Source organism: Fredinandcohnia quinoae (assembly GCF_022427965.1).
GTDB classification, from domain to species: domain Bacteria; phylum Bacillota; class Bacilli; order Bacillales; family Bacillaceae_L; genus Ferdinandcohnia; species Ferdinandcohnia quinoae.
On the sequence record NZ_JAKTTI010000060.1, the window covers coordinates 1 to 15,631 of the forward strand.

Here is a 15,631-nt window from a genome sequence, read left to right on the forward strand (position 1 = left end):
TTTTCATGCCTGGGTTGGGAGTAAAAATTTAATCATGTTAGTTTTTATGGTAAAATTTTGATGATATTTTTGGAATATTATGTTAGTTTAGAGTGAGAAGCTATCGAACGAAGCAGGTTTTAAAGAAATGGGGGGAGATAAAATGTTATGGGGAACTATTATCCTATGGATTATTGGTTTATTAATTTTGTACTTCGTAATCTTCACTGCAGTAAAAGATGGAATTGATAAGTCAGAGGTAGGTCAATTAATAATAAAGAAGTATGGCATTAAAGATGAAATTGTTCTGGTAAGTAATGATGATATTGAAAAAGAATTAGAGGATGAATTTAAGAAATAATGTTAGTGGTTGTTTAATTTATGGGGTAGGATCATTTCAAAAGGGTAAATATTTTGTTAAATAATTCCGAAAGCTATTCTAAATCGTATACAAAGTATAAAGTGAAGGAAGTCTACGAACTATGACTTTATTAGGTACTTTACTTGTTGTAATAGCGTTTTATGTATTTAGGTTTTTTTTCGATTCAAACGATAAGAATAGGACAAAAAAGGAAATTGTTTTCGATATTGTAATTACTACTATATTAATCTATGTTGTATCCAAAATCCTTTCATATCTGGCTGACCTTTGAGACAGTGTATAGTTCAAGACTTCTATTGTAATTAACGGGAAGGAAAAGAAGTTATATATTAATTAGTAAAATGTTGGAGGGGGGATTTTCTCGTGAAATCCGTTTAGGATGCTTTACTTGAAAAGGTGTAGTTGAAGTTCTTGAAAAGTCTTTCCAGCAAACTCGATGAGTGAAACTGTTGAATATGAAGTGGAGCACATTTAAACGAACGTTTATCTAATGCAATGAAAAAAGGTCATGGTATTAATGAATAATACCTGTTATTTATTAAAATAAGAACGTATGTATGGTATAATATAAAGGTAAACAGAATAGCGTGTTCAAGGGTGGTCAGCACATTAAGTTCCCCAACTTAGTTTCGACATAATCGAATCTACCTTACTTTTCACAAATATTTGCGAAAAGGGGAAGGAGATGATGCTGATGTCTACATTTGAGGCATTGGTGCTTATGATTAGTTTTTCAACTCTAATCGTATCAGTGATCAGTTTGGCATTTACTTTCACAAGAAAAAAGTAAACCTCCCCTTGAGCTTGCAGGCAAAAGGAAGGTTTACTTTCCAATAATAATGCTGATCGCCTTTGAAGCGATCTATCCTGTTTCATTAAGGCCGATTGATGTTACCAGCACCAATTGGTCTTTTTAGTATATTCATTTTCTAACTTAAGTATAACAAAGTATATAAGTACTATCAATACTTTACTTATTTGTATTGGGTAAGAGTTTATGTGTGATTGCTTTTAATAAATTGTTCTTCTAGGCTATCTACATCTATCCAGAAAATAATGAGCAGCAAAGTTTAATGGAAAATGTTAGAATATTAATAAAATTATTAAAACCAGAAGGTGAAATTGCATGCTATGTCACATAAGAGTACAAAAGTGAAAGAAGGCAATTATCTAAGATTAAATTTATATCAAAAATGGGGGAAGTAGCGAGATGTTTGAAAAGTTTAATTTTGACTTAATTTATCGTGAACGAGATGGTTTCACCCCACTAGTTGTAATGATGTGTGGGGTAGCCGGATCTGGGAAAACCACATTCTCACAACAATTAGAAAAAAGAGGTTTTGTACGTCTTTCTATTGATGAAGAAATATGGGCTACGAATGGCCGTTATGGAATTGATTTCCCTATTGAAAAAATTGAGGAATACAAGAATGAGGCAGAAAGGAAATTGCGTCATTATTTAATTAAGTTAATTCACGATAAACAACAGGTGGTTATTGACTTCAGTTTTTGGGAACGAGTAAGAAGGGACCAATATAAACAACTTATTGAAAAATCCGGGGGTAAGTGGAAACTTATTTACTTAAAAGTCCATCCTGATGATTTACGCGAACGGCTTAAGATACGAAATAAACGAGTTGATGCTAATGCGTTCCCTATTACCGAAGAAATTTTAACTTCCTACCTTAATGGTTTCGAAATACCAAAGGGAGAAGGAGAAATTGTCATTGAAAATTAGGACTATCAAACCATTATGACTACCATTATGACTTACTTATATTTCAATAGGGAGGTCCACGATGGATTAAGATATTTTTTTGTTGAAGTTAGCCAATTTTAGAAGTAGTAGGTCGGGTTTTTTAACAATATCAAAGATAAAATTATAAAATTTTTAGGGGGGATCCTTATGGGAAAAAATAAAAGTTGGAATCTTCTAGGTATTTTAAGTAATATTTTTCCTTTAATTAGTATTATTGCTTTATTATCTGCTTTATTAATTAAAAATAATGAAGAGTTAACGAATGATTTATTACTTGTTGCATTGTTTTCTATTGTACTTGGAGTACTTGTTGACATGATAAAGGGACTTAAAATGCAAAGATAGGTTTGAATTTGTTTATTATTTAATGAGTGAGTTGATCTAAGAAGGATTAAGGTAAGGAGTAAAAGGATGGATAAAACTTTACTTTATTTTATACTTATTGTGTTAATCATGTCTGGTTGTGGAGTTAATAATGAAACACCTACTTCCACAAATAATATAAATGTTCCCTTCAAAAAATCTTGGGAACCAGAGATCACTCAAACCAGTGAAGATGAAAAATTAAATCAACTAAGTAGAGAAGAAACGAATATCTCACAATTACCTCATGTTGTTAAAATATCTTTTACTCCTTTAGAATTTGAACCATTAGTGCCAGAAGTTATGAAGGTTAGTTTAGAACCTATACAATCTGTCCCATTAGGATCAATTAAAAATAAAAGCATAACGCTTCATGTCTATGATGTTACGGATCAAAATAGTATCTGCTCCGCATCATATCAAACAGTTTCACTTATCGAGTTTGATGGAAAGATCTATCAGTTACCCGACTGTACCTCTACTATTTTAAGAAAGGATGACACAGAAGTAGAAAATGCTGCTCATAGGTTACAACAACTTCAAATTAATGAAAATCAAAAACAAATCATTGTTGCTGGTGTTGAACTTGCTGCAAACGGTCCAGGGAGAACATTGTACATTGTATACGATCTAAATGTGAATGAACTTTTGTCATTTGAGGATTGGGGTAAATCGCTTGTTATTGATTTAGATAATTCTGGTGACTTAGAATTTGTTAATCAATCTCCGGGGCTACATATGCAATCTCCTAACGTTACAGTTTATCGGTGGGTAAATGGAAAAATTGAAAAAGGGATGGATTTAAAGAGAGTACTCGAAATAACAAATCATTCTCAAAATGAGGTTTTGTTAGTATCAAATGATCAAAATTTCATATTTGAAGTTAACTTACTAACAGATATGGAAACACAAACGTATGAAAGTATAAGGTATAAATTTGAAAGCGGAAATCTTCGAAAGATAAAGTAATCTTTTATTATCTTATCGAGTTCAGATTGAGGTGAATTTGCAATTAAAATCTTATTTGTTTGTAGTAAAAATAGATGGCGCAGTCCCACGGCTGAAAAGATATTCCATGGCAAGCATGGCTATGATGTTAGATCTGCTGGAACTGAGAAGGGTGCAAGAATAAAAGTTACCCAAGGACATATTGGGTGGGCTGACATTATATTTGTAATGGAAAAAAAACACTTGCAACGTCTAAAAGACACTTTTAGTATAATGCTCTCTGATAAAAAGGTTATTAATTTAGATATTCCTGACGATTACGTGTTTATGGATGAGGAACTAATTGATATTTTAAAAGCAAGAGTTTCTGATTATTTAGACGTATGAGGATAGCTAAGATCTATAATTTAAATTTTAATAATGACAATAATCTTTCTGTATTGCTTTCAAATGGAAAGAATTAAGGTTTGTTTTCATCGTCAAACACCATTAAATATGGAATATCTTGATCTGGGAAAATAAATTGTTACTTCAACTAGACGTTGAACGTATAGCTATTAAGGTTAATAAGGTTAATTTGAAAAATGAAAGGGGAGTTAATAATTAGAAAGCGAAATAAGGTTATTTATAGCGAAATTCAAAGGGTTTCGATTGAGTTTTTTTTTGAAAAAGATATTGATGGGGAGGAATAATGGTTGCTTTCAGCGCTATTTCAAATTGTATTTATTCAATTGGTTATGCCCATTGTTTTTCTCTTAGCCCTACTGTATGAGAAGGATAATAGTAAGTTCGAATGGATCTTTAAAATGTTGGCTACTGTTATGATTATTGGTTGGGTATTTCAAACTGGACGATGGGACTGGGTTAGTTATTACATACGATACATATTAATACTTTTGTTTTTCATTTGCCTTTACTTTTCTTGGAAGAACGTAAAAGAGCTACCTTTATATATTAAACAAACGCGAAAACAAAAAATAAATATGAGTATTTATGCATTTCTTCTTATCGTTTTTGGTTTCTTTAATGGAAGTGCTTTGACTGGATATTCTACTCAACAACAAGAAATTGAATTAGCCTTTCCTTTAAAGGATGGTACTTATTATGTTGGTCAGGGCGGTAGCCACACTCAACTGAATTACCATAATGCTTACGAACCCCAACAGTTTGCTATGGATATTGTAAAGCTGAATAAATTTAGCGTTCGAGCGACTGGTTTTTACCCGAAAGAATTAGAAAAATACGCAATTTATGGAGATATGCTCTATAGTCCATGTGAAGGCGAAGTGCTAAAGTCTAGAAATCATCTACCTGACATGACACCTCCTGAAATGGATGAGGATCACCCAGAAGGAAATTATGTTGCAATATCCTGTGATGATAAAAATGCCGTTGTCTATATCGCACATATGCAACAAGGCAGTGTAAAAGTAGTAGAAGGAGACAGTGTTAAGAAGTTGGAACCCATTGGTCTGGTTGGGAATTCCGGTAACACCAGTGAACCTCATTTACATATTCACGCTGAAATAAACGGAGTGGGTATTCCAATTCAATTTAATGGTGAATTTTTTATCAGGAACAATTTGATAAGATAGATTGATTGCTTATCCAATAGAACAATCCAGAGGTGATAGGATGTCCGTAAAAGGGATTAATCATTTGTTATTTTCAGTGTCTAATTTAGAGGACTCAATTGAGTTTTATAGAAATGTGTTTGCAGCTAAGTTGTTAGTTAAGGGTAGAAGTACTGCATATTTTGATTTAAATGGTATGTGGCTGGCACTTAATGAAGAGAAAGATATTTCCCGTAATGAAATTCACCAATCCTACACACATATAGCTTTTTCAATTGAGGAAACAGATTTTGATAATATGTATCTTAAACTACAAAAATTGAATGTAAACATTTTGTTGGGGCGTTCAAGAGACGAAAGAGATAAAAAGTCTATTTATTTTACTGACCCAGATGGGCATAAGTTTGAATTTCATACGGGTAGTTTACAAGATCGGTTGAATTATTACAAAGAAGCAAAATCACATATGCGGTTCTATAATTAAATTTTTTCCTAATACAAATAAATGACTCTTAGTAGGAAAAGAGAAATAATACAGGAAATTAAATAAATAAACGCGCCATATAAGGAGGAAAAAAGGATGTCATTTCCAACGCATATTGTAGCTGCGGGTGGGTTTGTAGAAGATGAAGAAGGAAAGATTCTTTTAGTGAAAACTCGTGATGGTGGCTGGGTATATCCCGGTGGACAAGTAGAAGTTGGAGAAAATCTGATGGATGCTTTAATCCGTGAAATAAAAGAAGAAAGTGGAATCTTTTGCTTGTTCAAATAAATGAAGCATGTTAGCCGATAATATCCCTTCATTTTTTACTATTAAATAATTGGAATGTACGTTCGAACGGAGGGGTGAATTGTTAAAAAATGAAGAAGATGTAATAAAAATTATCAAAGAAGATGTTGAAATGATGGAGATATTAAAGGCTGTAAAATCATTAGATTTACCAGATTGGTGGATATGTGCGGGCTTTGTACGCGCTAAAATATGGGATACATTACATGGTTTTAGCGAAAGAACGAATCCACCAGATGTTGATGTTATTTACTTTGATAATGAAAATATTGATGAATTAACAGAAAAGTGCTTAGAAGGTAAATTAAGAAGGATTATTCCTGATATTCCTTGGTCTGTGAAGAATGAAGCAAGGATGCACGTTGTAAACAATATTTCACCTTATTCCTCATCTGTTGACGCAATATCAAAATTCCCAGAAACAGCAACTACTCTTGGAGTGAAATTAAATAAGAATGAAGATGTAATTTTAACTGCTCCTTGTGGAATTGATGATGTTATCAATTTGGAAGTAAAGCCAACTACTTATTTTACTGAAACTAAAGAAAGGGCTGCAATTTACGAGGATCGAATAATTAAGAAAAATTGGAAGTCTATCTGGCATATGATAAAAGTCTACCACACCTAAATCTTGTAAACTGACGAATGCGCTGATCTAATTAGGATTAAGGCACCTTTTGATTAAGTTCTTAATTAAAAATCGTTCTAGTTCAACAAATATTTCTGTTGTTTTTTAATAGACTTAGAGGAAATATGGGGTGATACAAGGATGATAGCAGTATTTCTAGACAGGGATGGGACAATTGGAGGTACTGGTGGTGGAATTCATCCATTTGATTTTTCTATGTATGATTTTGCCCCGAAAGCTATAAAAACACTGAATGATTTAGAAGTAAAAGTATTTCTTTTTACAAACCAAACGAGAGTAGGAAGAGGGTATTATACCGAAGACGAATTGATTAAGGGATTTAAGATGATGGATGAAGAACTTGCGAATCATTCCGCTTTTCTAGATGGTATTTACTACTGTCCACATAAGCCCGAAGACGGATGTGAATGCCTAAAACCCAATATCGGATTATTACTAAAAGCTAGAGAAATGCATAATTTAAACCTTGAAAAATGTTATGTTGTGGGTGATACGGGAGGTTCAGATATGCTAGCTGCAAACAAAGCAGGAATGAAAAAGGTATTAGTGAAGACAGGATGGGGAGAGGGATCGCTGACTAAGTATCGGTCTGAGTGGGATGAAGTTGAACCTGATTATATTGCAGACAATCTATTAACTGCAGTAAGTTGGATAGCAAATGATTTAAATAATAATAAAGAATAAATGTTTATCAAACTAAAGATCAGGTTTAAGAAGTAGTATTATGATTCGTTTATATTTTACATAATATTCAATAGTTTCGAGAGCTAAATGTATATTATTGAAATAATACAAGTAAAGGAGTTGGTAGCATTGAAAAAAATATTTTTAATCGGATTGCTTGTATTGCTATCTGCGTGTTCATCAAAGGTTGCTTCGAGTGGAATGGAAACGATTACAGACAATGATACTAAACCAAAGGTTGAATTAGTAGAACCTTATGAAAGCTCGTTGTTATTGGAATGGCATATTGACAATATGGATAGAGGTGACCACGATTATGAAACATCGTCTCATCCTGATTTAGTCGTTGACCCTAATGACAAAAATGTAAAGCGAGGGGATGTTATTTACTTCAAATCACCCGACTTCACAATCGACAGCAACCCCAACTTCAATATGCCTGAGTTTTACATCTCAAGGGTTGTTGGTCTAGAGGGAGAAACGGTAGAGATTAAAAATGGTCAAGTATTTATCGATGGTAAAAAACTAGATACTTTTTATTCTGCAGCATTAAATAGTGGAATGGGACAAGAAGAATATTTCGAAAAAGTTGAACCTGCTAATAGAGGGGAAGAAGAATCTTGGAAGGAATATTTTGCGACCACTATGGAACCTATAAAAGTTGAAAAAAACACTGTATTTGTCTTGGGAGATAACTGGTGGAGAAGTGCCGATAGTAGATATTTTGGGGTCTTACCAATGGAAAATGTTGAGGGAAAAGTTTTAGGATACAAGAAATAAAAATTAAATAATGTTATTAATGCAGATTCCTAATTACACAAAATGGTATGTTATGACGTAGTTCCCTTGCTGAAAAGATATTCCTGACGATTACAAGGAGACCTAATTGATATTATAGAAGAAAGGGTTTCTGATTATAAGGACGTATAAGAGTAGTGAAGGACTATGGTTTAAAGTTCAATAATGCCAAGAATTCTTCAGTATTTCCCTTAAATGTTAAGAAATAAGGTTTATTTTCATCGTCAAACACCATTAAATATGGATTTTCTTGATCTGGAAAAATAAGTATTACTTCATCTACAAGGTCATTAAACCATCGGTTTCTCACGATAATATTAGGTTCTAAAGGAATTCGTATCATAAATCCTTTATTGGGAATAGGATTGTATTTAACATATACTCCTGTAATACCTTCAAGAAAATTCTCTACTTTTTGTTGTAAATCTGTATTTATTTGTATATATTTTACAACCTTACCTTGATTAATATCGAATATTTGAATTTGTTGATTAGTTTGTGCACTAGCATATGAAGAAATTATTTGGAAAATAAAGATGTTTAGTAAAATTTTTTTTATCAAACGTACCACCTCAATAGTATTGTTCCCAAAAAATAACGAGGTATTTAATTACTAAAATAATAATGGGATCACCTTCTTTTATAGCTACATTTCTTCCATTTATCGATTTCAAATATAGGTATAAGGATAATGATATGGCATAGAAGTTTAAGGTCCAATAGTTTAAGGTTCAATAATGCCATGAACCTTAAACATGTTTCTATAAGTAGGTGCTGAACTATTTAATTGACGGAATCAAAAGTCGCTTTCCTTTCATTAGGGAAACGGCTTTTTATGTTTTTTTAATAATTTTTAATAATTCTTAAAATGCTGTTGACTATTCAGTTGAACTGTATTATCTTATTACTAAGTTGAACTATACAGTCAAACTGAATAAAGGGTGAGGAAATGAAACATAAATTATTACCGTTGTCTGAAACCATGCATTATATTTTATTAGCTTTGCGTGAGCCTCTACATGGTTATGCCGTAATGCAGAAGATCGAAAAGATAAGTAACGGTTCTGTAATTTTAGCAGCTGGTACATTATACGGTGCAATTGAAAACTTGAATAAGCATGGTTGGATTGAACCTGTCGGAGAGTTAGGCCGGAGAAAAGTTTATTTGATAACTGCGGAAGGAAGCGTAATATTGAAAAAGGAACAAAACAGGTTATTGCATATTTTATCCTTATACGAAGGAAGTGAATCGAATGAAGAAATTTAAGATATTTTTTGATATTGAAAAAGAGGAGCAATGGCTGAACGAGCAATTACAAAAAGGCTATCGCTGTACAAATATTAGTGGATTAGGAATCTACACTTTCAAAAAAACCGACAAGAGATATGTGATGCGACTAGATTATCAAGATTTTTTATCAAAGAAAAAGTCTAAAGATTATAAAGGGTTATATGAAGACTTCGGTTGGATGTATATAAATGGCCCTTGGCTTGGTGGAATTCGCTATTGGCAAAAAGAAGATGATGATCAAAATGAAATCTTCTCGGATCGCCAATCAAAGAGTAATTATTATAAAAGATTGATGGGTTATTCATGTGGTTTAGGTATAGTATTATTGTCATGTTCTTTTATGATTTACAAGGATTCTAGTTTATATGTAGCCGAAGGTCTGTGGAGTATGGAAGGTGCATTATTTTGGAAAGCGTTTTTATTTGAAACACCATTTGCGATTTTGAGGTTGCTTCCCGCCCTTATGGTTGTTTTCTTTTTTAGCAGTTTCTATAAAGCTTATCGTAAGTATTCAATATTAAAAGAATCATGAGGTCATTGAATCCAATTCATTATTTAACTAAACGGCGATAATCTAAGCAGGATTATCGCTATTCCCGTTGAAGTTATTGTTTAAGGTGAAGTTATATTTAATAAGAAAATATGAAATTGTTTTATAAATAAATGGGGGACTTGGATGATACTAAGAAAATTTTTAGGAGCTGTTTTAACAACTCTTTTAACTGGATTATTTTTTACGCTTTTTTTTGAAATAATGGATGGTTTTGTTAATTTATTTGCTGCACTTGCTATTCTTCTTGTAAGTGCAGCTCCATTTATATTTCTTCTTGGATTACCAGTATCTATCTTATCTGATTTTCTAACAAAGAAATTAGACGGCAAACAAAGGTATAAAAAGGCATTTTTGATTCATATGATCTTGGGTCTAATTATTGGATTAGTTCTTTCTTTCTTTTTTGAGCATTTAATTTTAGTTGTATTAACATTAATAGCCGCATTACTATTCTGGATTATTGATGAGATTTTGAGGAAGAAATTTAGACGTACTGAAAAATAATTGTTCAAAGAGTGGCTGTAATGGAACAAGAAGGTTATCTAAATGTTATCAAAATAAACTAATGATAATTAGAGTTGTATATTTGGTTGGAAATTAATAAGCTTACGGTGGAGTTTTAACAAGGAAATTGACTCTCGTGGGGGAGAATGCTATTGAAACAAGCTATTGGCGTTATAGTTATGTTAATTATATTTTGTATGGCTGGTTGTGATCGTAATGACAACGTAATAAAAGAGCAGCAGGATCAAATAATAGAGTTAGAGGATAGAATTGTTGTTCTTGAAGACATCTTAAATGAAAAACAAAAAATAATTAATAACCAGAATAAAGAGTTTTCATATTTAAATGGATTTACAAAAGAGGAATTAGAAGCCTATGAACTTTTTTCTAAAGCAAAAGATACACAATATCTAATAGGTCTTTCTCCAGTGAAGATCGTGTTGATTTATTATCATTCAGTAGTCATTGATGATGTTGAGGCAATTTATTCACTAATATATGATGATGGTACTTTACCTGACCAATCAACCTTTAGACAAAAATATTATAAAGGAAGTCTGAGTAAATACGATCTGGAAAACACAATCGATTTTAGATACTACAATTCTATTAAAATGAGAGAAGATAATAAAACTGAAAATACAGTTGCAGTCGAAATGAGTGTTATTTTCGGTCAGTTTCAAGCAACAAACCTGTATGAATTGAAAAAGGAAAACGAAATATGGAAAATGAATATCTTACATTTGATGAAGTAATTTAAAATGAAATTTCAATCAGTGGGGGATTTACTGCCAGTTAATACGGGATAAAAAGTTTCAATGTATGGGAGGGATTGTTAATGGAGAACGAAGAAGAAATATTGCGTGGAAATGAAAGAAAAAGAATTCCGACGAGCAATTTATCTGATTCCGTTAACCGTTCAATGTATGGCGAACCAAGTGCAATAGCAAGAGGTGGTTGTCTGGCAAAGATAATTACCTTACTTATTGTTGTTTTAGGAGTGATTTTTCTCTCAAAGTGTTCCTATTAAGGTAAATTGAATTTTATTGGAGGTGAATATATGAGCTCTTTTCATATAGGTGATGCTTTATTTCAAATATTTAGTTTTGGGGTACTGATACTCATTATAATATTAATTTTATCGCTCTTTAGATCTTTTTCTAAACGCAGAAATCAACTGGACAGTATTGAAAAGAAAATAGATTTAATAAACGAACAAATAAAAAATGATAATGATTAACGGAGAATAGAAGTATGAATCCATTAGAAGAGAAGTAAAGGAAAAATCATATATTGATGTAGAAGTAGGCCTTTCAGCCTTTGTTTATGAAAATACCGGGTAACATAATTTTGATAAGTTTGGAAGATTTAATACAAATAAAAAGGGGGATTGGACATGATTGGTTGGTTAAATATTGGTAGTCTCGTGCTTGGACTAATCGCTTGGATTCTTCCAGCTATTAATATAACGAGATATGAAAAACGTTCAAGAAATTGGATTACTCTTTCCATTCTAAGCCTCAGTGCTTGTTCTATTTCGTTATTTTTCCAGATTTGGAGTTTATATGAGAGAGTAAAGGCAGAGGATTGGAGTGCTCTTATGGATACAATGAGTGTTATTGCATCTGTTCCAGCAATCCTTCTTATCGGTACAATAATATTAAATGGAATTACACTGTATATGTATCGGAGCAGAACAGAATAGTAAGATGTTCATTTCAGCTAAATAGGAATTAGAAATCTAAAATAAAAGGTGTAATGTGATGATTAATTTGAAAGAAAAAAAGATGTTTCTCAAACTAAAGTTAGTATTTCATATTTTTATTTGTTTAATAGGTTTCATTAGTGTTGTATTACATATCATTTATTCTCCTGCACCTTTGGTATCTACAACAAAATTCACTATTCATTCTAATCTATTAGTTGCCATCACATTTTTATTGAGTAGTTTTGCTATTTTATTAAAAAAGAGTCAGAATTCCCTTTTAGATTATATAAAGAACTGCTCAGTTATTTATATGATCGTGGCTATTCTTACTTACCATTTCCTTCTCTCAAGTGGTGGGGAATACAGTGGACCCAGGATCATTACGAACTTTACGCTTCATTACTTAATACCGATACTTGTATTTATCAATTGGGCAGTTTTTGAAGTCAAGAAAAAATACAGTTATAAGTTCATCTTTTATTGGATAATTTACCCTGTATTTTATTGTGTTGTTTCATGTTTAAGGGGATTAATTGATGGGTTTTATCCTTACTTCTTTTTTAATCCTCATGCAGAAATTCCAGAAGGTGTTGGTAGTTATATAAATGTTGCATTGTTTATTACCTCTTTCACATTTGTTTTTATAATTCTAGGATTATTACTGGTTACTTTAAATAGGGTATTTCTTTTCATCAAAAATAAAAACAATCCATCTTCTGCTTATCATTTGTAACAGTAAGGATAAGAAATAAGGGGCATTTTGACAGAGGCTGTGGTAGATCGGTTTCAAGTGTTAATTGACTAATTGCCTTTCAATAGGAGGCATTTCTTTACTTTCATCTAAAAAACTTATTTAAGTTTTTCTTTACAATCGTTTTTATACGTTGTAGAATTTCTATGTACCTAAAATTTCTAGGTAGGTGAAAATATGTTTAATCGTGAACTAGTAAAAGGTAGTACCTCATTATTGATCTTACAGCTACTGGATGAGCGTGATATGTACGGGTATGAGCTCGTAAAAGTTCTAGAGCAACGTAGTGGCAATGAGTTTTCAGTTAAGGAAGGAACACTTTATCCTGCTCTACATAAGCTTGAAAAACAGGAATATATTGAATGTTATTGGCAGGAGCAGGAGAAGGGGCCGGCTAGAAAATATTATCGAATTACGTCAGCTGGAAAAGAAATGCTCCTAGAAAAAACCCATGAATGGAATAACTTTGTTTCAGTAATGAACAAGTTAATGGGGAGAAAAAAACATGGAACAGCTGAAGAATGAGTTTTTAGAAGACCTTTCAAAATGTCTTGGGAATTATCCTGAGAAAGAATCCATCTTACATGAATATAATGACCATCTTGATCATTTTCTCGTTGCACTTAATCTGTCGGAGGAGCCAGCCTCGATTAAGAGCCATATCCATTCGAGGTTTGGCACACCAGAGGAGATTGCTGCAATGTGGAGAGAAGAGCTTTCTGTCACACCTAGCAAAATGAAATGGTTATTCATTGCTGTCAATACTCTCTTTTTTGGGGGCGGAGCTACTTTCACATTAGCGCATAATCTATTTGATTGGGGCTGGATTACATTTCTATGGGATCAATTGACTTCCATTCCAATTGTCATTGCCTTGATTTACTTGCTTTTTTGGGCATTGCTTGGCTATGAGATAGGGAAGGGATTCGGTCATAAAGGGAAAAAGATTATGAAAGGAACGTTCATCTTAGCTTTAATACCGAATATGGTTTTAATGGTATTAACGGTTTTCAAGATTATTCCTCATGAATGGTTTGACCCACTATTGACAAAAACCTTTATTGGGGTTTGTATTGTTTTCACGATTTTGTTATATCCGGTTTGTTTGTTTAGTTATAGGTGGGGGAAAAAGGCTTCTATATAAGCTTTTTTTACCTATCTACATAGAAATTCTATGTAGATAGATATTCTTTATGGAGGGATTGAAGATGGAGTTTAAAATTGGAAAGATTGATTGGATGTTTTTATTTCTGTGCTTATTAGTTGGAATTGTTGCAGAGGTTGCTTTTTTTGAAGGTGAGATCGGTGTGTCCTATCTTGTATTTATCATTGTTTTTTATTCACTCTTTTTTTGGAGGTTTCGAAGGTTTTCGTTCTCACATCAGCGACTTGGCTATCTTGTGCTGATTTCAATCTGGTGTTTGGCGGCAGGATATTATCTGTATGATACGACGCTTTTTTCTGTCCTTAATCTTCTTGTCATTCCGACACTTGTGATTTTTCACCTAGCGCTGATTACGTCTCCTAAAAAAATGGATTGGCGTACTCTATCTTTCATTCTTTACATTTTACAGAGACTTGGGAACGGATTTCGTTATAGTGCCTTATTTACAAACCATGTTGGGAAAATATTCAAGCGAAGCAGTAATGAAAAGCATTATGCAATATGGAAAAAGATTATCATTGGGATCGCAATCTCAGTACCATTTTTATTTATCATTCTAAATCTGTTAATTTCTGCTGATACCCAATTTGAAAGACTCTTAAGTTCACTTCCAGATTTGTTTAACATAAAGGCACAAAATGTTTTTCGAATTGTGGTTATCTTACTTTATACATTTGGTTTCTTTGGATTCATGCAGGTTCTTTTACAAAAGAATATTCAAATGATGAAGCAGGGAGATCAAAAGAAGCCAATTGTAATCGATGGGATTATTACACTGACAGTCCTGTTACTACTTGATTTGGTATATGTCATATTTGTTGTTGTTCAATTTAAATACTTTTTCAGCGGTACACTCGGTGAGGGTTTCACCTATGCTGAATATGCACGACGTGGATTTTTTGAATTGCTTTTTGTGACGCTGATTAACCTATCGGTGACTATAGGGGTTATTTATTTTACAAGACTTGTACAAGGATTTTTGAAAAAGACCATCCGTCTAGCACTTACTGTACTTGTTTTATCAAGTGGTGTTCTTCTTGTATCAGCCTTCATGAGAATGATGATGTATGAAGACGCATATGGATACACGTTTACACGGGTGATCGCACATTCATTTATGATATTTTTGATGGTTATTTTTGCTTATACATTAGTGAAAATTTGGCTTGAGAAGCTTTCCTTGTTCCACTTTTATTTCATTGCCTCATTGATCTATTATACTGGAGTCAATTTGATAAACTTAGACCAATTTGTCGTTAACCAGAATATGGCTCGCTACGAGGAAACAGGAAAAATCGACATTAACTATCTAAATAGCCTTTCATCAACAGGAATTCTTGCCCTCATTGATTTATATGAAAAGGATCCGACTATTCCAGGGCTAGAAGCAATGCTTAAGGAACGGAAAGAAAATAAAGAATTTCTCAGAAGTGACATATGGCAGTCGCATAACTTGGTAAGAGACAAAGCTTATAAGAAATTAGGGGAGTTTTGATGCTAAAGGTGGGGTAGGGACATCAGAAAAAATGGTTTAAATAAACTACGAAAAAGCATGGTAATTCATTGAGGAATTTGCCATGCTTTTTATCTATTTTAGAACCAAAAAAATAATCGTGTCCTTTTAGTCAATTCTTTTAAGCGGAGAATTTCCGGCTAATGTATATAGTGGTGGCTTAAGTGAGGTTAGTCTTAAAAGTGGACACTGGAAAACGAGATTTAGTTTATAATTGAAT

The 15,631-nt window shown here is 32.6% G+C and carries 23 protein-coding genes and 1 pseudogene; 23 read left to right on the forward strand and 1 reads right to left on the reverse strand.

Going from position 1 to position 15,631, the window contains the following annotated elements; all coding sequences use genetic code 11:
• The first annotated feature begins 142 nt into the window (after positions 1 to 142).
• The 12 genes and pseudogenes from MJG50_RS21235 (at position 143) to lepB (ending at position 7,908) form a co-directional block, all read left to right on the forward strand.
• Complete coding sequence (locus MJG50_RS21235; RefSeq protein ID WP_240257782.1) at positions 143 to 340, forward strand: hypothetical protein; 198 nt, start codon at positions 143 to 145, stop codon at positions 338 to 340.
• Positions 341 to 1,055: 715 nt separating this feature from the next.
• The gene (locus tag MJG50_RS21240; RefSeq protein ID WP_240257783.1) at positions 1,056 to 1,151 is read left to right on the forward strand and encodes a putative holin-like toxin; all 96 of its coding nucleotides are present in this window, start codon (positions 1,056 to 1,058) and stop codon (positions 1,149 to 1,151) included.
• Positions 1,152 to 1,571: 420 nt separating this feature from the next.
• Entirely contained in the window at positions 1,572 to 2,099 is a 528-nt protein-coding gene (locus tag MJG50_RS21245; protein WP_240257784.1) for a P-loop nucleotide/nucleoside kinase family protein, read from the forward strand.
• A gap of 168 nt (positions 2,100 to 2,267) precedes the next feature.
• Positions 2,268 to 2,465: a hypothetical protein gene (locus MJG50_RS21250; protein WP_240257785.1), complete on the forward strand. Its 198-nt coding sequence runs from the start codon at positions 2,268 to 2,270 to the stop codon at positions 2,463 to 2,465.
• A gap of 66 nt (positions 2,466 to 2,531) precedes the next feature.
• A complete protein-coding gene (locus MJG50_RS21255) occupies positions 2,532 to 3,452 on the forward strand; it encodes a hypothetical protein (RefSeq protein WP_240257786.1) in 921 nt (306 codons plus the stop codon).
• Between the two features lie 42 nt (positions 3,453 to 3,494).
• The gene (locus tag MJG50_RS21260) at positions 3,495 to 3,818 is read left to right on the forward strand and encodes a low molecular weight protein tyrosine phosphatase family protein (protein ID WP_240257803.1); all 324 of its coding nucleotides are present in this window, start codon (positions 3,495 to 3,497) and stop codon (positions 3,816 to 3,818) included.
• Between the two features lie 308 nt (positions 3,819 to 4,126).
• Positions 4,127 to 5,026 carry a M23 family metallopeptidase gene (locus tag MJG50_RS21265; RefSeq protein ID WP_240257787.1) on the forward strand — a complete coding sequence of 300 codons (900 nt, stop codon included), beginning with the start codon at positions 4,127 to 4,129 and terminating at the stop codon, positions 5,024 to 5,026.
• A gap of 40 nt (positions 5,027 to 5,066) precedes the next feature.
• Positions 5,067 to 5,489, forward strand: a complete 423-nt coding sequence (fosM, locus tag MJG50_RS21270) for a FosM family fosfomycin resistance protein (protein WP_240257788.1) — start codon at positions 5,067 to 5,069, stop codon at positions 5,487 to 5,489.
• A 96-nt stretch (positions 5,490 to 5,585) separates the two neighbouring features.
• A pseudogene (locus MJG50_RS21275) lies at positions 5,586 to 5,759 on the forward strand (NUDIX domain-containing protein); the annotation flags it as partial.
• Between the two features lie 148 nt (positions 5,760 to 5,907).
• Positions 5,908 to 6,423, forward strand: coding sequence for a nucleotidyltransferase family protein (locus MJG50_RS21280; RefSeq protein WP_240257804.1), 516 nt, complete (start codon positions 5,908 to 5,910; stop codon positions 6,421 to 6,423).
• Positions 6,424 to 6,564: 141 nt separating this feature from the next.
• Entirely contained in the window at positions 6,565 to 7,128 is a 564-nt protein-coding gene (locus MJG50_RS21285; RefSeq protein ID WP_240257789.1) for a D-glycero-alpha-D-manno-heptose-1,7-bisphosphate 7-phosphatase, read from the forward strand.
• 129 nt (positions 7,129 to 7,257) lie between these two features.
• The gene (gene lepB / locus MJG50_RS21290; protein ID WP_240257790.1) at positions 7,258 to 7,908 is read left to right on the forward strand and encodes a signal peptidase I; all 651 of its coding nucleotides are present in this window, start codon (positions 7,258 to 7,260) and stop codon (positions 7,906 to 7,908) included.
• A 163-nt stretch (positions 7,909 to 8,071) separates the two neighbouring features.
• Here the strand turns inward: lepB and MJG50_RS21295 are convergent, their stop codons facing one another.
• On the reverse strand, positions 8,072 to 8,488 hold the full coding sequence (locus MJG50_RS21295) for a hypothetical protein (RefSeq protein WP_240257791.1): 417 nt from the start codon (positions 8,486 to 8,488) through the stop codon (positions 8,072 to 8,074).
• 387 nt (positions 8,489 to 8,875) lie between these two features.
• Here MJG50_RS21295 and MJG50_RS21300 point away from each other — a divergent pair, with 387 nt between their 5' ends.
• The 11 genes from MJG50_RS21300 (at position 8,876) to MJG50_RS21350 (ending at position 15,393) form a co-directional block, all read left to right on the forward strand.
• Entirely contained in the window at positions 8,876 to 9,193 is a 318-nt protein-coding gene (locus MJG50_RS21300) for a PadR family transcriptional regulator (protein ID WP_240257792.1), read from the forward strand.
• Positions 9,180 to 9,749: a DUF2812 domain-containing protein gene (locus tag MJG50_RS21305; RefSeq protein WP_240257793.1), complete on the forward strand. Its 570-nt coding sequence runs from the start codon at positions 9,180 to 9,182 to the stop codon at positions 9,747 to 9,749. Before MJG50_RS21300 ends, MJG50_RS21305 begins: the two co-directional genes overlap by 14 nt.
• 144 nt (positions 9,750 to 9,893) lie before the next feature.
• On the forward strand, positions 9,894 to 10,274 hold the full coding sequence (locus MJG50_RS21310) for a hypothetical protein (protein ID WP_240257794.1): 381 nt from the start codon (positions 9,894 to 9,896) through the stop codon (positions 10,272 to 10,274).
• A 152-nt stretch (positions 10,275 to 10,426) separates the two neighbouring features.
• Positions 10,427 to 11,029 (forward strand): hypothetical protein, encoded by a 603-nt coding sequence (locus tag MJG50_RS21315; RefSeq protein WP_240257795.1) that lies wholly within the window; start codon positions 10,427 to 10,429, stop codon positions 11,027 to 11,029.
• A gap of 83 nt (positions 11,030 to 11,112) precedes the next feature.
• Positions 11,113 to 11,304 carry a DUF6366 family protein gene (locus MJG50_RS21320; protein WP_240257796.1) on the forward strand — a complete coding sequence of 64 codons (192 nt, stop codon included), beginning with the start codon at positions 11,113 to 11,115 and terminating at the stop codon, positions 11,302 to 11,304.
• Between the two features lie 30 nt (positions 11,305 to 11,334).
• On the forward strand, positions 11,335 to 11,514 hold the full coding sequence (locus MJG50_RS21325) for a DUF4083 domain-containing protein (RefSeq protein WP_240257797.1): 180 nt from the start codon (positions 11,335 to 11,337) through the stop codon (positions 11,512 to 11,514).
• A gap of 156 nt (positions 11,515 to 11,670) precedes the next feature.
• Positions 11,671 to 11,979, forward strand: coding sequence for a hypothetical protein (locus MJG50_RS21330; RefSeq protein WP_240257798.1), 309 nt, complete (start codon positions 11,671 to 11,673; stop codon positions 11,977 to 11,979).
• Between the two features lie 58 nt (positions 11,980 to 12,037).
• Positions 12,038 to 12,715 (forward strand): Pr6Pr family membrane protein, encoded by a 678-nt coding sequence (locus tag MJG50_RS21335; protein WP_240257799.1) that lies wholly within the window; start codon positions 12,038 to 12,040, stop codon positions 12,713 to 12,715.
• A gap of 195 nt (positions 12,716 to 12,910) precedes the next feature.
• The gene (locus MJG50_RS21340) at positions 12,911 to 13,258 is read left to right on the forward strand and encodes a PadR family transcriptional regulator (protein WP_240257800.1); all 348 of its coding nucleotides are present in this window, start codon (positions 12,911 to 12,913) and stop codon (positions 13,256 to 13,258) included.
• Complete coding sequence (locus tag MJG50_RS21345) at positions 13,239 to 13,877, forward strand: DUF1700 domain-containing protein (RefSeq protein ID WP_240257801.1); 639 nt, start codon at positions 13,239 to 13,241, stop codon at positions 13,875 to 13,877. Before MJG50_RS21340 ends, MJG50_RS21345 begins: the two co-directional genes overlap by 20 nt.
• Positions 13,878 to 13,941: 64 nt before the next feature.
• Positions 13,942 to 15,393: a DUF4153 domain-containing protein gene (locus tag MJG50_RS21350; protein ID WP_240257802.1), complete on the forward strand. Its 1,452-nt coding sequence runs from the start codon at positions 13,942 to 13,944 to the stop codon at positions 15,391 to 15,393.
• Positions 15,394 to 15,631 lie beyond the last annotated feature (238 nt).

What these genes read in the sequence shown, in the direction of transcription:
- MJG50_RS21250 (WP_240257785.1), top strand. Translation starts at nt 2,268, where the DNA reads ATGGGAAAAAATAAAAGTTGGAATCTTCTAGGTATTTTAAGTAATATT.
- MJG50_RS21350 (WP_240257802.1), top strand. Translation starts at nt 13,942, where the DNA reads ATGGAGTTTAAAATTGGAAAGATTGATTGGATGTTTTTATTTCTGTGC.
- MJG50_RS21240 (WP_240257783.1), top strand. Translation starts at nt 1,056, where the DNA reads ATGTCTACATTTGAGGCATTGGTGCTTATGATTAGTTTTTCAACTCTA.
- MJG50_RS21255 (WP_240257786.1), top strand. Translation starts at nt 2,532, where the DNA reads ATGGATAAAACTTTACTTTATTTTATACTTATTGTGTTAATCATGTCT.
- MJG50_RS21245 (WP_240257784.1), top strand. Translation starts at nt 1,572, where the DNA reads ATGTTTGAAAAGTTTAATTTTGACTTAATTTATCGTGAACGAGATGGT.
- MJG50_RS21235 (WP_240257782.1), top strand. Translation starts at nt 143, where the DNA reads ATGTTATGGGGAACTATTATCCTATGGATTATTGGTTTATTAATTTTG.
- MJG50_RS21285 (WP_240257789.1), top strand. Translation starts at nt 6,565, where the DNA reads ATGATAGCAGTATTTCTAGACAGGGATGGGACAATTGGAGGTACTGGT.
- MJG50_RS21345 (WP_240257801.1), top strand. Translation starts at nt 13,239, where the DNA reads ATGGAACAGCTGAAGAATGAGTTTTTAGAAGACCTTTCAAAATGTCTT.
- MJG50_RS21325 (WP_240257797.1), top strand. Translation starts at nt 11,335, where the DNA reads ATGAGCTCTTTTCATATAGGTGATGCTTTATTTCAAATATTTAGTTTT.
- MJG50_RS21280 (WP_240257804.1), top strand. Translation starts at nt 5,908, where the DNA reads ATGATGGAGATATTAAAGGCTGTAAAATCATTAGATTTACCAGATTGG.
- MJG50_RS21310 (WP_240257794.1), top strand. Translation starts at nt 9,894, where the DNA reads ATGATACTAAGAAAATTTTTAGGAGCTGTTTTAACAACTCTTTTAACT.
- MJG50_RS21320 (WP_240257796.1), top strand. Translation starts at nt 11,113, where the DNA reads ATGGAGAACGAAGAAGAAATATTGCGTGGAAATGAAAGAAAAAGAATT.
- fosM (WP_240257788.1), top strand. Translation starts at nt 5,067, where the DNA reads ATGTCCGTAAAAGGGATTAATCATTTGTTATTTTCAGTGTCTAATTTA.
- MJG50_RS21340 (WP_240257800.1), top strand. Translation starts at nt 12,911, where the DNA reads ATGTTTAATCGTGAACTAGTAAAAGGTAGTACCTCATTATTGATCTTA.
- MJG50_RS21300 (WP_240257792.1), top strand. Translation starts at nt 8,876, where the DNA reads ATGAAACATAAATTATTACCGTTGTCTGAAACCATGCATTATATTTTA.
- MJG50_RS21335 (WP_240257799.1), top strand. Translation starts at nt 12,038, where the DNA reads ATGATTAATTTGAAAGAAAAAAAGATGTTTCTCAAACTAAAGTTAGTA.
- MJG50_RS21305 (WP_240257793.1), top strand. Translation starts at nt 9,180, where the DNA reads ATGAAGAAATTTAAGATATTTTTTGATATTGAAAAAGAGGAGCAATGG.
- MJG50_RS21330 (WP_240257798.1), top strand. Translation starts at nt 11,671, where the DNA reads ATGATTGGTTGGTTAAATATTGGTAGTCTCGTGCTTGGACTAATCGCT.